The sequence below is a fragment of the Vibrio sp. 10N.286.49.E11 genome (assembly GCF_041469505.1).
Lineage (GTDB): Bacteria > Pseudomonadota > Gammaproteobacteria > Enterobacterales > Vibrionaceae > Vibrio > Vibrio crassostreae_C.
On record NZ_JBFRKQ010000070.1, the window covers coordinates 82,514 to 97,452 of the forward strand.

A 14,939-nucleotide genomic window follows, 5' to 3' on the forward strand; every position below is an offset into this window, starting at 1 on the left:
CCTTGTCTTAAATTTCAGTATGAAAATTCCTTGATACTTCCTTTCCACTCCCTCCCCAAAAAGTTTCTACAAGGACTCTCACTGATTGATTCTTGAACTTTCTAAGCAAAAACATTTGACCAATAACTATCACACCTCAAATCTTCAATTGTTTTCGTTAGTGCTCTAAATGATATTTAAGCTGTTGTTCTATAATGATTTTTGTTGTTTTGAATGCTGTATTGTTATGAGTTTGTTTTAAATAATCATTTGAACCCTAACTAAATTTCTGTCATTTTATATTTAACTGAACGTTCAATATAAAATAAAAGGACTGAGAAATGCCGAAGGTCGGGATGCCTGATATACGTAAACCACAGCTTGTTCAAGCCACCATGACGGTGATTGATCGAGTGGGTTTGCATGCCGCGAGTATTGCGTTGATCAGCAAAGAAGCGGGAGTCTCCACTGGCATTATTAATCACTATTTTGGTGGAAAGCATGGGCTGCTCGAAGAGACCATGCGTGAAATCCTTCGCCAACTTTCCAATACCATCACCACGTCACTAAAAGCACTTCCTGTTGATGCTCACCAACAGAGAATTAACGCGATCATCGATGGTAACTTCGAAGGTTACCAAGCAGAAAATAAGGTCGCGAAGGCGTGGTTGGCATTTTGGTCATATTCAATGCATGACGAGCAGCTGAAAAGACTGCAACGTGTGAATGAAAAACGTTTGATTTCACACTTACGTCTTGAGTTGAAAGGTATTTTGAATCATGAACAAGCGGATCTCGTTGCTCACGGGATTGCGTCTCTGATTGATGGTTTGTGGCTGAGAGGCACACTAAACCCAGATGGTATCGATGCTCAAAAGGCGCGTGCCATCATCAATGATTATCTAGATAAACAACTGACGTTCTACTCGTGCAGTACCAAATAGAACGCAGTGTTAGAACTAGAACAGCACTAGAACGACCAATACTTACACCCAAAATTCAAACTAGACCAGTAGAGTCTAATAACAATAATTAAGTCAGAATCTCAAATGGAAATGAACTCGTTATACATCGATGGCGCAGCGGTTAAAGCAACCTCTGGTGAAACCTTTGATAGCATTAACCCTGCCAACGGTGAACCTATCGCGACCTTAGGCCAAGCATCTTCAGCAGATGTCGACAGTGCTATTGAATCTGCGAAACGCGGGTTTGCGGTATGGTCTGCAATGACCGCTGTGGAACGCAGCCGCATTCTGTTGAAGGCAGTGGAAATACTTAGAGCTCGAAATAATGACCTTGCAAACCTTGAGGTTGTTGATACGGGCAAGCCGCTGCAAGAAGCAATTGAAGTGGATGTGGCGTCTGGTGCTGATGTTATTGAATACTTTGCTGGCTTGGCACCAACGCTACAAGGCGACCAACAGCCGCTGAGTGAATCTCAATTTTTCTACACACGCCGCGAACCGCTAGGTATCTGTGCGGGCATCGGCGCGTGGAACTACCCTATCCAAATTGCGATGTGGAAATCGGCTCCAGCACTCGCTGCGGGTAATGCGATGATTTTCAAGCCTTCAGAAGAGACGCCGCTCACAGCTCTAAAGCTTGCAGAGATCTTTACTGAAGCTGGTCTTCCTGATGGCGTGTTTAACGTGGTTCAGGGCGATTACCGAGTAGGTCAAATGCTAACGGCGCACCCAGATATCGCGAAAGTGTCGTTCACAGGTGAAACCGGTACCGGTAAAGCGGTAATGTCGGATAGCGCTAAGACACTGAAATCAGTCACCATGGAACTTGGCGGCAAGTCACCAATGATCGTGTTTGATGATGCGAAATTGGATGATGCAGTTTCGGCTTCGATGGTCGCAAACTTCTACACTCAAGGCGAAGTGTGTACTAACGGTACCCGTGTTTATGTACACAAAAATATCTACAACGCATTCATCGATCAACTTAAAACACGCACTGAGAAGCTGATCATTGGTAACCCAATGGACATGGAGACTCAGATCGGCGCGTTGATTTCTAAAGAACACCTTTCAAAAGTCCTTGAAGCAATTGAGCTAGCAAAACAGTCGGGTGCAACCCTGCTGACGGGCGGCTATCAAGTGACAGATAACGGCCTCGAAAACGGCAACTTTGTTATCCCAACCGTGTTTGTGGATTGCGAAGACAACATGCCTCACGTTCAGCAAGAGATCTTCGGCCCTGTGATGTCAGTGTTGAAGTTTACGGACGAAGACGATGTGATTCGCCGCGCTAACGACACCAAATATGGCCTAGCGGCTGGCGTGTTCACGCAAAACCTTTCTCGTGCTCACCGCGTGATCCATCAAATGCAGGCTGGTATTTGTTGGGTTAATACGTGGGGTGACTCACCTGCAGAAATGCCGGTTGGTGGTTACAAGCTTTCGGGTATTGGCCGTGAAAATGGACCAGAAACCCTACTTCACTATACGCAGACTAAGAGCATTCTTATTGAACTTGGCGACTACGCCAGCCCTTATGCCTAACGCGTAACACTCAATTTTATGGGTTAGCTTAACAGAGCTAGCCCTACTGACTCATCTCAGGGAAATCAAAACATGGAACAACGCTACGATTATATTATCGTCGGCGCGGGTTCGGCCGGCTGTGTGTTAGCGGATAGGCTAACGGAAAGCGGTGAACATAGCGTTTTATTACTGGAAGCTGGTGGTACGGACAAGAGTATTTTTATCCAAATGCCAACCGCGCTTTCTTACCCAATGAATACTGAAAAGTACGCTTGGCAATTTGAAACAGAGAAAGAGCCGGGCCTTGATGGACGTGAACTGCACTGCCCACGTGGCAAAGTGTTAGGCGGCAGCTCATCGATCAACGGTATGGTTTATGTTCGTGGCCACGCGTGTGATTTTGACCAATGGGAAGAAGAGGGCGCTGCGGGTTGGAACTACCAAGCATGTCTGCCTTATTTCCGCCGTGCTGAATCATGGAACAAAGGTGGTGATGAATACCGTGGAGACAATGGCCCTGTCGGCACTTGTAATGGTAACGATATGGAGCTCAACCCGCTTTACCAAGCGTTCATCGATGCAGGTAAAGACGCCGGTTACCCAGAAACACAAGACTACAACGGCTACCAGCAAGAAGGCTTCGGCACTATGCATATGACGGTAGACAAGGGTGTTAGAGCCTCAACCTCTAACGCTTATCTACGTCGAGCATTGAAGCGTTCAAACCTGACCTTGAAGAAAGGTATCGTGGCGCGTCGTTTCCTACTTGAAGGACAAGACTCAAATGGTCAATCGGGCTTGAAAGCCGTCGGTGTCGAGTTTGAAAAGTCAGGAAATACCCAGGTGGCTGTGGCGAACAAAGAAGTGATCTCTTCTGCGGGTTCTATCGGTTCTGTTCAACTGCTGCAGCTTTCTGGTATCGGCCCGAAAGCGGTGCTTGAAAAGGCTGGCGTTGAAGTTAAACACGAACTAAGCGGTGTCGGTGAAAACCTTCAAGATCACCTAGAAGTGTACTTCCAATATCACTGCAACGAACCGATCACACTCAACAGCAAGCTTGGCTTGGTGAGCAAAGGCATGATTGGCGCGGAATGGATTCTGACTCGCAAAGGTCTGGGTGCTACTAACCACTTTGAATCGTGTGCGTTCATTCGCTCTCGTAAAGGATTGAAGTGGCCAAACATTCAATATCACTTCCTGCCAGCAGCGATGCGTTACGACGGACAAGCGGCCTTTGATGGTCACGGTTTCCAAGTACACGTTGGGCCTAATAAGCCAGAGAGTCGCGGTACGGTTGCGATCACTTCTGCTGATCCGCATGCCAAGCCAGAGATCATTTTCAACTACATCTCGACTGAGCAAGACCGCCAAGATTGGCGCGATTGTATTCGTCTAACGCGTGAGATCTTGTCTCAACCAGCAATGGATGCTTACCGAGGTGAAGAGATTCAGCCGGGTCTAAGTGTGACTTCCGATGAAGCAATCGACGAATGGGTTAAGCAGAACGTGGAAAGTGCGTATCACCCTTCATGTGGCTGCAAAATGGGCGCTGATGATGATCCAATGGCAGTGCTTGATGAAGAGTGTCGTGTTCGCGGTATTGATAATCTGCGCGTTGTCGACTCATCTGTTTTCCCTGTTATTCCAAACGGAAACTTGAACGCCCCGACCATTATGGTGGCTGAGCGTGCTTCCGATTTGATTTTGGGCAATCCAATGCTCAAAAAGCAGGACGTTCCAGTGTGGATTGCACCTGAATGGCAAGAGAAGCAAAGAATCAATAAACCAGTAAGAGAAGCGTAAGCCTCTGTTATTGAGATAAAAATAATAAAAAGTAACAACCAAAATTAGTCAAAAGTCAGCAAAACTGCCCTGATTAGTATGAGTTAGGGCAGAAAAAGGAAAGATAAAAAGGAATCATTATGACGACTCAACATAAACAAACCGCTACAAAAAAGGTATTAGCAACATTAGCCATTAGTTCATTTGCATTTGGCGCTAACGCTTCTATTGAACCGCAGCAATGTGAAAACGTTCGATTCGCTGATGTAGGCTGGACTGACATTACCGCTACAACCGCCGTTACTTCCGAACTATTAAAAGGCCTTGGTTACAAAACCAAAACCGACCTACTTTCAGTACCGGTGACATACTCTTCAATGGCGAACGGCGATATTGACGTATTCCTAGGTAACTGGATGCCAACCATGGAAGGCGATATTGCTAAGTACCGTGAAGAGGGCACGGTTGAAACCGTTCGTGCCAACCTTGAAGGCGCAAAATACACACTAGCTGTACCAAAATACGTGTACGACTCTGGTGTGAAAAGCTTCGCAGACCTAGCAAAACATGCCGACAAATTTAAAGACCGCATCTACGGCATCGAACCGGGTAACGACGGTAACCGCCTAATCCAATCAATGATTGATTCTGACGCGTTTGGCTTGAAAGATTTCAGCTTAGTGGAATCAAGCGAAGCGGGCATGGTGTCTCAAGTGTCACGCGCAGCACGTCGTAGCCAATGGATTGTTTACCTTGGTTGGGCTCCGCACCCGATGAACAGCAATGTTGCGATGGAATACCTTTCAGGCGGTGACGACTTCTTCGGCCCTAACTACGGTGGCGCGAATGTTTACACCAACGTTCGTTCAAACTACCTGTCTGAGTGTGCAAACGTCGGTCAACTTCTACAAAACCTAGAATTCACTCTTGAGATGGAAAACCAGTTGATGGAAGAGATTCTTAACCAAAAAGTGAAGCCAGAAAAAGCGGCTCAACAGTGGTTGAACAACAACCCTCAACAAGTTGAAGCTTGGTTAGACAACGTAAAAACGCATAAAGGTGAATCAGCGACTCAAGCCGTTACTGAATACCTAAAGCAAGTTAAAGCTTAGTTCTACCTATCTCAACAGCTACATAAATAATAAAGGTGGGCTTGCCAATTTATCGATTGGTTTGAAGTAGCCCACCCATAATAAAAGGCAATATTGTGAATTTTATTACGGAAAACAAAATCCCTGTCGGACAATGGATGGAAGCGGGTGTTGATTGGCTAACAATCAATGCAGCAGGATTCTTTGACGCTATTTCGATTTTTCTAGAAACCGTCATTATGTTTTTAGTCGATGTATTTAAGTGGATGCCGCCTGCTCTGCCAATCGTGATTACTGCTGCGATTGCATGGTACTTACACCGAAAACCTTCGCTAGTGATCTTTGTGGTCGCGGCACTGCTGACTATTCTTAACCTCGGCTACTGGCAAGAAATGCTGGAAACCTTTGTTCTCGTCTTTGCGGCGACAACGATTTCCGTATTAATTGGCGTACCGGTTGGCATCATGGCTGCTCACCGTCCTTGGCTCTATACAGTTTTGCGTCCAATTCTCGATTTAATGCAGACCGTCCCAACGTTTGTGTATCTGATTCCAACTCTGGTTCTATTCGGCTTGGGCATCGTTCCTGGCTTAATCTCGACCATTATTTTCGCGATAGCTGCACCGATTCGTTTGACCTACTTAGGGGTAACGAAAGTCCCTGAAGAGCTGATTGAAGCGGGTAAAGCTTTTGGTGCAAGTCGCATGAAGTTACTGCTCAAAGTTGAATTACCTGCCGCTCTGCCAAGCATCATGGCGGGTGTCACCCAATGTATTATGTTGTCGCTTTCGATGGTGGTTATCGCCGCTCTTGTTGGTGCTGACGGGCTTGGTAAACCGGTTGTTCGTGCATTGAACACAGTGAACATCTCACAAGGTTTTGAAGCCGGATTAGCGATTGTTTTAGTCGCAATCATCCTTGACCGCCTGTGCAAAACACCAAACCAGAAGGAAGCTTAATCATGTCTATCTCTCAGGAACAAAAGGCAATGGACGCGATTACCATTAAAAACCTTGATGTTGTGTTTGGTAACAAAGCCAATCAAGCGCTGGAACTACTCGATCAAGGTAAAACTCGCCAAGAGATCATCGATGAAACAGGTCAAGTTGTCGGCGTAGACAATGTGTCGCTGACGGTTGAAGAAGGCGAGATCTGTGTATTGATGGGTTTGTCTGGTTCTGGTAAATCATCTTTGCTTCGCGCAGTTAACGGTTTGAATGAGATCAGCCGGGGTTCACTAACAATCAAAGACGGTGACCAACAAGTCGATTTAGCGCAATGTGATGAAGCGACTCTGCGTCATCTTCGTACTCACCGTGTATCCATGGTTTTCCAAAAGTTTGCTTTGATGCCATGGCTTAACGTATTAGACAACGTGGCGTTTGGTCTTGAGATGCAGGGCGTAGCGAAAGATGTTCGTCGTGCAAAAGCGCGTGAACAACTAGAAATGGTCGGCCTAGCCGAATGGGAAACCAAATTCCCTCATGAGCTTTCTGGCGGCATGCAGCAACGTGTTGGTTTGGCGCGTGCGTTTGCAATGGACACCGACATTCTATTGATGGATGAACCGTTCTCGGCGCTTGACCCATTGATTCGTGCTCAACTGCAAGATGAACTGATCACACTGCAAAACAAACTCAACAAAACGATTCTGTTCGTGAGTCACGACCTAGATGAAGCACTGAAGATTGGTAACAACATCGCGATCATGGAGTCAGGGAAATTGATTCAACACGGTAAGCCTGAAGAGATCGTACTGACGCCAAAAACAGAATACGTAAAAGACTTCGTGGCTCACACCAATCCATTGAATGTGCTTAAAGGTCGTTCTTTGATGCAGCCTCTTGATTCACTGACGCAAGAGAATGAAAGCTGGAAGATCTGCGATTCTAAAGATCTCTGGATTGAACAGAGTGAAGGTGCTTTATCAGTAAAAGGTGAATCTGCTTTGGCGCTTGTCGAGTGGAGCGAATCTGACGACCTAACCGCGATCAGCGCGTCGAGTGTGGTTGTGGCAAGCCCTGAAATTGGCATGCGTGATGCGATTAAACTGAAACAGCTAAGTAATCACCCGATTTTGCTGGTGGAAGACAATCAACTGGTTGGTATTTTGGATAACAGCGAGTTTTACAACGCGCTAACGGGTAATTTTCAGATGAATACCGCTGCGTAAAATTTCGTTTTCCAGCTTGGCGATTAGGGCTGGTTTTTTATTAGGTGGAGAGGGTTAAGTCTCTCTACCTCTATGATTATTAAAATATATTATTCTTTGAACTTGTATTCTCTGACTCGTTATTTTCCCCTTCATTGAAGCTTTCATTTCCCCTTCATTAAGTAAAAGTGCCGTACCACGCAAGTTTAGTGGTATAGAAAAGATTGAGAATAGTATGAACATCAGTACAATGCGGAAAAATCAATGAAGTAATTTATCAATTTACAGTGTAATTCGAGCTCACCTGACGTAAATAATCAGGACATATCATCGCTTCGACGCTGTAAAACCATTCACAGTATATTAGTACAAAGGTCTGCATCTTGGACAAACATGACGAAATCCTGGTCGCTATTCGCCAAATTATTCGCGCTATCGATTTACACTCGAAAAAGCTGAGTAAAGAGTATGGTTTGACTGGCCCTCAATTAATCTTAATGAGAGCAATCCAAGAAATGGGTAATGTGACGATCAAAGAATTGTCTAATCACACCAATGTAAGCCAAGCCACCACAACCACGATCATCGATCGCTTGGAACTGAATGGCTATGTACAACGTGTTCGCAGCTCGTCAGATCGCCGCAAAGTACACGCAAACCTGACTGAAAAAGGTCAAGAGTTGCTAAACAATGCGCCACCACCGCTGCAAGATAACTTCGTAAAAAAATTCCAAAACCTAGAGCCGTGGGAGCAAAGCTTACTGCTTTCTTCAATGCAGCGAGTATCATCAATGATGAACGCAGAAGACATCGACGCCGCTCCAGTACTTCAGCTTGAAGGCATTGCAAACGTAGCCAAGAGCTAACGTCATTTTTAAATTGTTCATTTAAAACAAAAACTTAAATTATTATCAAATGGTCGCACTAAGCGGCCATTTTTGATCCTGCCATTTAAAATCTCTATTTGCCCTGCGTGTTAGTTACGCCTTCTTATTTTAAATTCCCCTGACTTTTTGCCTCGTTTGAAGCCGCCTCATTGGATTGTAATCAAAACTCCATTGACGATTCTCTGACAATAAAACACTAGACCGACCGGTCTGTTTTGTATTATTGTGTGCTCATCTTAACCACGAGGTGATGTATGAAACACGAATTGACGCCAACACAAATGACCATGACGTTGAACAGCATGCAGGGAGCTTTTGCACAGAAACCGATGCCAGCGATATCGGAGAGAATTGAGCAGTTGTTTGCACTTAAATCTGCGCTTATCGATTACACAGATCGTTTGTGTTCAGCCGTGAGTGAGGACTATGGTCACCGCAGTCGACAAGACACTTTGATGGCCGACATATTGCCTTGCATCGGAAATATTGATCACAGCATTGAGTGTTTACCTCATTGGTCGACATCTTCGATTCGTCATTCCGGCCCTTTGCTTTCAACCTCTCGTGTTGAAGTGGTTTATCAACCCAAAGGCGTTGTCGGGATCATTGCTCCGTGGAACTTCCCGATCATGTTATCCGTCGGCCCGCTTATTTCGGCGTTGGCAGCGGGCAATCGCGCCATGATCAAGATGAGTGAATTTACCCCAGCGACGAACCAAGTATTAAGAGCGCTATTGGTGGAAGTCTTCCAATCCGATGAGGTGTGCTTGGTTGAAGGTGAGGTAGAAATCGCAGCCGCATTTTCGGCGTTGCCGTTTGATCATCTTCTGTTTACGGGGTCAACCCAAGTGGGTCGCCAAGTGATGAGGTCAGCGGCTGACACGCTAACTCCAGTCACGCTAGAGCTAGGTGGTAAGTCACCGGTTATCGTTGCAGAAGACATGCCAATTGATATCGCGGTTGAGCGAATCATTTATGGTAAGAGCCTCAATAACGGGCAGGTGTGTGTGACTCCTGACTATGTATTGCTACCCGAAGGGAAAGTTGAATCTTTCATTCAAGAGTATAAAAAACAGTACCAATTGCTGTTCGATGAAGGGGTCTATTCCGAGAGTTTGACGTCCCTAATCAATCCTCGTCAATGCGATCGTATTGTCGGCTTGTTGAATGAAGAGCAACAAGCAGGAACGCGAACCGTCGCTTGCCATGACGAAGCGATGGACTTAGGTAACCATCGTTTGGTGACGCACCTAATTGTTGAACCAAGCCTGTCATCCAAGGTGATGAACGAAGAGATTTTCGGCCCACTATTACCCTTGATTACGTATCGCAATATCGAAGAGGCGTTCCAAGTCATCAATAGCAAACCAAGGCCGTTAGCGCTCTATCTAATGAGCTTTGATTTGAGTTTACAGGCTCAGGTTAAGCACCAAGTTCACTCCGGTGGTATGTGTATTAATGACTGTGTTTTCCATTTAGCGGTTGATGACGCGCCGTTTGGTGGCATTGGTGAATCTGGTCAGGGCAACTATCACGGCAAAGAAGGTTTCCTTACTTTCTCCCATGCCAAAACCGTCTTGGAAACAGGCTTAGATCATCGAGTTAAGCATCTGTTTTCAAAAGAAGACAACGAATTAAAAACCGCAGTGATGGGCATGCTTGGCCAGTAAATCACTGTTGGTATGACACTGTTTATTTTTCAAAAAGTTATTTTCACGAAATTATTTTAAGAGGTTACTTTTATGTTGGAACGTTTTTTTGAACGTACGATCAAATCGTATTTGATGATCACCGGTTTCTTAACAGCGACGGCTTTTTCCACTTTCCTAGCGCCAGATTGGAGTATGCAGACGCTGTTCTCATACAACGATACCATGATGGAAAACAAAGAGTATTTGCTGGGGACTTATCAGCACTGGGGTGTGATGGTTGGCTGTATTGGTGTGTTGTTGATGTTCTCTGCGAAGTACAAATCGCTGCGCACCTCGACCATGATTTACAGCGCATTTGAGAAGTCGATGTTTGTTGGCATCTTTTTATACAACGTGTGTATCAACGATTATGAGTGGTTTTATGGTTGGAGCGGTGTATTTGCGCTCGATGGATTTGTGACTGTCTACTCTTTAGTTTACCTGTATTACTACCTCACTAGAGACAAAAGCAAGGTGCCAGATCATCTTCGTTAATAGTTAATAGTTAATAGTTAATAGTTAATAAGTTGCTCATGGTGAGTCAATGACACTTATTTAATGATCACTCACTTATTACTACAGCCCGCATTTGCGGGCTTTTTTCGTTTTGGGGCAATGATCCATAAAGATCTTAATTGACATATCTTTGACATTAACGCTCTGGACCGACCGGTTTGTATTGGTTATTGTTTAGTCATCAACTAGAAATGAGGTAAATACCATGACAACCAATAATTTTAACTTTCAACTTAAAACCATTGTTCATGCTCAAGAGAATGGCATTGAAAATATCCCTTCTCTTTTTGGTCGCTTAGGTGCGCAAAGAGTCGTGCTCTTTTCTGATAAAGGCTTGGAGTCTCTTGGTTTTGTTGAGCAGTTCTCGGCGTTGTTTGTAAACGAAAAGGTGAACCAGCCAGGCAATGAACAAGCGGTTCAGCTTGTTGGTGTGTACACCGATATCGCGCCAGACGCGACTTGCGACAACATCAACGCTGCCATTGAGTTTGCAAACAGCGTCAATGCTGATGCGATTTTGTCTGTTGGCGGCGGCAGCGTGATTGATGCTTCTAAAGGCGTGAAATACGCATTTCATAAGAAGATAGATGACATTCGCACCGTGATTGCGGGCGGCGGTCATATGGATGTGTGGCCAAACAATGAAGACATTCGAGTGCCACACATTGCGGTTCCGACAACGGCTGGCACGGGCGCAGAAGCCTCTCCTATTGCTGTTTTTTACAATGAGCATGAAAACATTAAGGCAAGTCTAGTCGCATCGGGATTGGAAGCTGATATCGCGATCCTTGATCCAACGGTGACCACTAAGCTGCCAGCTCACCTTACTCGTTCTACCGCTATGGATGCACTAACACACGCCGTTGAAGCGATTGTCTCGCCAATGAGTAATGCATTCACAGACGCTTACGGCATTCAGGCTGCAAAATTGATTGTTGAAAACTTACCCTTGGCACTTAAAGAGCCAGAAAACCTAACCGCACGTGGCAATCTTCTTCAAGCAAGTACCATGGCGATCTCTGCTTTCTATTCGTCTTTGGGCGGTATTCCGATTCATAACTGTGCTCACGCCTTTGGTGCGATTAGCCACATTCCACATGGCGATGCCAACACGGTACTGATGCCGGTTGTGATTGAAGCTCTGCCTGAATTCTATATGCCGAATGCGGCGAAGTTAGCTCAAGCTTTCTCGGTCGACACGATGGGAACCGATGAGATGGTTTACCAGAGAGTGTTGGATTTCTTAAATAACTTCCAAACCAGTGTCGGTGCGATGAAGCGTTTCAGCAGCTGGAAGTTTGATGAGCAAGAGAAGAGCAACATTGCCGAAGCGATTGAAAAAGACATCTGTTTTCAGTTCTACCCAATCTCGAAACAGACGATTGAAACCATCATAGAGAAAGCGATTTAAGTCTCTGTCTTAATCGACTGAATGCTATGACCATTTAATTCAGTCGATGATTCAGTCCCTGATTCATTCAACAATCATTACTCGAGAGCCAATTATGAAAATCGAAAACGTATTGCTATCAAGCTTGTGCATCATCGCGCCATTCCTACTTTTCACCTAATTCATTCAACAGGGACGTCGAGACCTTTATTCCCGAGGAGGAAATAAATGCTCAATAAACGTTTAACTACCGTGATTTTGGCGGGTGTTTTGGTTGTTCTGTTTTTTGCCAAGGCAAGCTTTGGAAGCGAGAACTTTGAGAATGAAGCCACCATGGATCAATCGCAGCAGCATCAAGACGTCGTGCAATTGTTGGATGAAGCTTATCAAGGGCAATTGGATGCCCAGCTCTCTGTCGCTTACTTATATCTGAGCGGAGAGGGCGTAGAACAGAATGATGAAAAAGCCGCGGAGTGGTTCGTCACCGCAGCCAATAACGGTAGCCCTGAAGCTCAAACACAGCTTGGATTGATGTATATCTCTGGAAGTGGCGTTCAAGCCAGCCAAGCGGAAGCTGTCACCTGGATCGGCATGGCAGCAGCTCAAGAGTATGACCCTGCGCTCGACTTATTACATTGGATGTCGCAAGCCGCGCACTAATTCAAATCCTAACTCAGGTTACTCACAGAAAAAGTTACTCGCAGAAAAGTTAATTACTGAAACAAGTTAATCACAGAAATTGGAGAACGTCTTATGCAGACATTCAAGAAATCTTTAGTCTTCACTGCAATGGCTGCGGCAAGCAGTGCTGCTCTTGCGGCTGAATCAGAAAAACCGAATATTGTTGTTATTGTTGGCGATGATGTGGGCTTTGCCGATACTCAGCCTTATGGCTCAGAAGCCAATACACCAAACCTAATGGCGCTGGCTGAAGAGGGGGTTAAGTTTACTAACTTTCACGCGTCACCAACCTCATCGGTAACGCGCTCTATGATGTTAACCGGAGCAAATAGCCACGAGGTTGGGCTAGGCACCTTCGACTATGCTGTCTATCCGGGTGCGATTGGCAAGCCGGGTTATGAAGGTTACCTCACCAAGAAAGGGGTTACGGTCGCAACGCTGCTTAAAGAGAGTGGTTATAACACTTACCTCTCTGGGAAATGGCACTTGGGGCACGACGATGGTTTCTTACCTGACGATCGAGGTTTTGAAGAGAGTTACGGTATCTTAGCGGGCGGCTCGAATCACTTTAATCGAGATATGATGTTCCCGGCCAAAAACGCTGCGACAGCGGATGCGTTGCAAAAAGGCGATATTCCCGGTGTTGAAGTTGAGCCAACTTACCGCAACGGTGAAGTGGTTGAGGATAATTACAAAGGCGAGTACTCAGACCAAGTTTACACCAACGAGATCATCAAGATGATCGACAGCAAGAAAGACGACGGCAAGCCTTTCTTTGCCTACGTCCCATTCACCGGTATTCATCTACCACTGCAAGCGCCTGAGTCTGCTTATCAAGATAAAGTCGATTACTACGTTGAACATGGTTGGGACTCGGTTCGAGAAGATCGTTTCCAACGCATGAAAGAGATGGGCGTGATTCCAAAAGACGCCGATATTTCAGGTCGTAACGCATTAAGCCGCCCTTGGGACTCGCTCTCTGAAAAAGAACAAAAGTGGCACGGCAAGAAAATGGCTGTCGCGATGGGCATGATGGAAATGCAGGACCAACAAGTCGGTCAGATAGTCGATTACCTGAAAGAAATCGGGGAATACGATAATACTTACATCATGTACCTAGCGGATAACGGCCCAGAAGCGGCGGATATTACCGGTGAAAATATCAGTGATTTGATCCGAACGTGGACTGCTCATCATTTCGACAACTCGACGGAAAACCTAGGGAAAGCCAACTCCAGCGTTTCATTGGGTCCTGAGTGGGCAAGCGCTTCAACCGGTGGCCTATCTTGGTACAAAGCTTACACAGCAGAGGGCGGTATCCGTGTGCCATTTATCGTTAAGCCAGCCAAAGCGCTTTTAGAAGGTGAAGATGCGTTACAGCCGGGAACTCAAACAGATGACTTATCCCAAGTGAAAGACATTGCAGCCACGATTCTTGAAATTGCAGAGGTAGAGCATCCAGGAACGGAATATCAAGGTCGAGAAGTGGCGCCGATGAGTGGTGTGAGCTTGTTGCCTTACTTCAAAGGTGAAACGGCAGAGGTGCACAGTGCCGATAATGCGAATCCATTTGAATTGTTTGGTAGCGGGATTTTGCTAAAAGGTGATTACAAGATCATTCGAATCTCTACGGGAATGGGTGGCGACAGTGAGTGGCACTTATACAACACCAAGAAAGACCCTGCTGAGCAACATGACTTGAGAAATGAAATGCCAGATCTGTTCCTTGAAATGGTCGCTGAATATCAAGAGTACGAAAAAGTGCAAAACATCGTTCCGGTTGACGAAGCGTGGAACCCGTTTGAAAACGTAAAATAGAAGAAATGAACCACTCGGCCAACCTAATGCCATCAAGCTTGGTTGGCCGATGAACACCGTGTAAAGGAATTACGAATTGTTTTAGCTAATACAATAACTTTTACATCGAGGCGCTCTTCATGACGACACTATCGCTATCAAACTTGAGTTCAATCCCGCAGTTCAATGGTAAGGCGCACAGCAAGCTTCAAGCGCTAGCAAAACCGATTGGGGCGGTGTGTAATATCAGTTGCACCTACTGCTATTACTTAGAAAAACAGCAGCTGCTTGAATACCCCAAGGGATCTCAATATACGATGGATGAAGTCCTGTTAGAGCGTTACATCAAACAATATATAGAAGGGCAGAATACACCGGAAATCATCTTTTCTTGGCATGGTGGAGAGCCAACCTTGTTGGGGATTGAATACTTTCAAAAGGTCGTCGCCCTACAGAAAAAATATGGTTCATCGCGGCTTTC

12 protein-coding genes and 1 pseudogene are annotated in these 14,939 nt (G+C 45.5%); all 13 read left to right on the plus strand.

Translation table 11 applies throughout. The annotated features are described in order from the left end of the window. Positions 1 to 320 precede the first annotated feature (320 nt). Entirely contained in the window at positions 321 to 923 is a 603-nt protein-coding gene (gene betI / locus AB4167_RS16815; protein WP_048610022.1) for a transcriptional regulator BetI, read from the plus strand. Between the two features lie 105 nt (positions 924 to 1,028). After that, positions 1,029 to 2,489: a betaine-aldehyde dehydrogenase gene (gene betB, locus AB4167_RS16820; RefSeq protein ID WP_372136780.1), complete on the plus strand. Its 1,461-nt coding sequence runs from the start codon at positions 1,029 to 1,031 to the stop codon at positions 2,487 to 2,489. Positions 2,490 to 2,561: 72 nt separating this feature from the next. After that, positions 2,562 to 4,274: a choline dehydrogenase gene (betA, locus tag AB4167_RS16825; RefSeq protein WP_102398298.1), complete on the plus strand. Its 1,713-nt coding sequence runs from the start codon at positions 2,562 to 2,564 to the stop codon at positions 4,272 to 4,274. A 119-nt stretch (positions 4,275 to 4,393) separates the two neighbouring features. After that, on the plus strand, positions 4,394 to 5,365 hold the full coding sequence (locus tag AB4167_RS16830) for a choline ABC transporter substrate-binding protein (protein WP_372136781.1): 972 nt from the start codon (positions 4,394 to 4,396) through the stop codon (positions 5,363 to 5,365). Between the two features lie 95 nt (positions 5,366 to 5,460). Then, the gene (gene choW / locus AB4167_RS16835) at positions 5,461 to 6,303 is read left to right on the plus strand and encodes a choline ABC transporter permease subunit (RefSeq protein WP_102398299.1); all 843 of its coding nucleotides are present in this window, start codon (positions 5,461 to 5,463) and stop codon (positions 6,301 to 6,303) included. Positions 6,304 to 6,305: 2 nt separating this feature from the next. Continuing rightward, entirely contained in the window at positions 6,306 to 7,517 is a 1,212-nt protein-coding gene (choV, locus tag AB4167_RS16840; RefSeq protein ID WP_372136782.1) for a choline ABC transporter ATP-binding protein, read from the plus strand. A gap of 362 nt (positions 7,518 to 7,879) precedes the next feature. Beyond that, the gene (locus AB4167_RS16845) at positions 7,880 to 8,362 is read left to right on the plus strand and encodes a MarR family winged helix-turn-helix transcriptional regulator (RefSeq protein ID WP_017061075.1); all 483 of its coding nucleotides are present in this window, start codon (positions 7,880 to 7,882) and stop codon (positions 8,360 to 8,362) included. A gap of 275 nt (positions 8,363 to 8,637) precedes the next feature. Continuing rightward, the gene (locus AB4167_RS16850) at positions 8,638 to 10,053 is read left to right on the plus strand and encodes a coniferyl aldehyde dehydrogenase (protein WP_372136783.1); all 1,416 of its coding nucleotides are present in this window, start codon (positions 8,638 to 8,640) and stop codon (positions 10,051 to 10,053) included. 72 nt (positions 10,054 to 10,125) lie between these two features. Further along, positions 10,126 to 10,569 (plus strand): hypothetical protein, encoded by a 444-nt coding sequence (locus AB4167_RS16855; RefSeq protein WP_372136784.1) that lies wholly within the window; start codon positions 10,126 to 10,128, stop codon positions 10,567 to 10,569. Between the two features lie 226 nt (positions 10,570 to 10,795). After that, positions 10,796 to 12,001 carry an iron-containing alcohol dehydrogenase gene (locus AB4167_RS16860; RefSeq protein WP_372136785.1) on the plus strand — a complete coding sequence of 402 codons (1,206 nt, stop codon included), beginning with the start codon at positions 10,796 to 10,798 and terminating at the stop codon, positions 11,999 to 12,001. A 207-nt stretch (positions 12,002 to 12,208) separates the two neighbouring features. Continuing rightward, a complete protein-coding gene (locus AB4167_RS16865; protein WP_017078468.1) occupies positions 12,209 to 12,640 on the plus strand; it encodes a tetratricopeptide repeat protein in 432 nt (143 codons plus the stop codon). A gap of 93 nt (positions 12,641 to 12,733) precedes the next feature. Then, a complete protein-coding gene (locus AB4167_RS16870; protein ID WP_372136786.1) occupies positions 12,734 to 14,479 on the plus strand; it encodes an arylsulfatase in 1,746 nt (581 codons plus the stop codon). Between the two features lie 119 nt (positions 14,480 to 14,598). Continuing rightward, a pseudogene (locus AB4167_RS16875) lies at positions 14,599 to 14,939 on the plus strand (anaerobic sulfatase maturase); the annotation flags it as partial.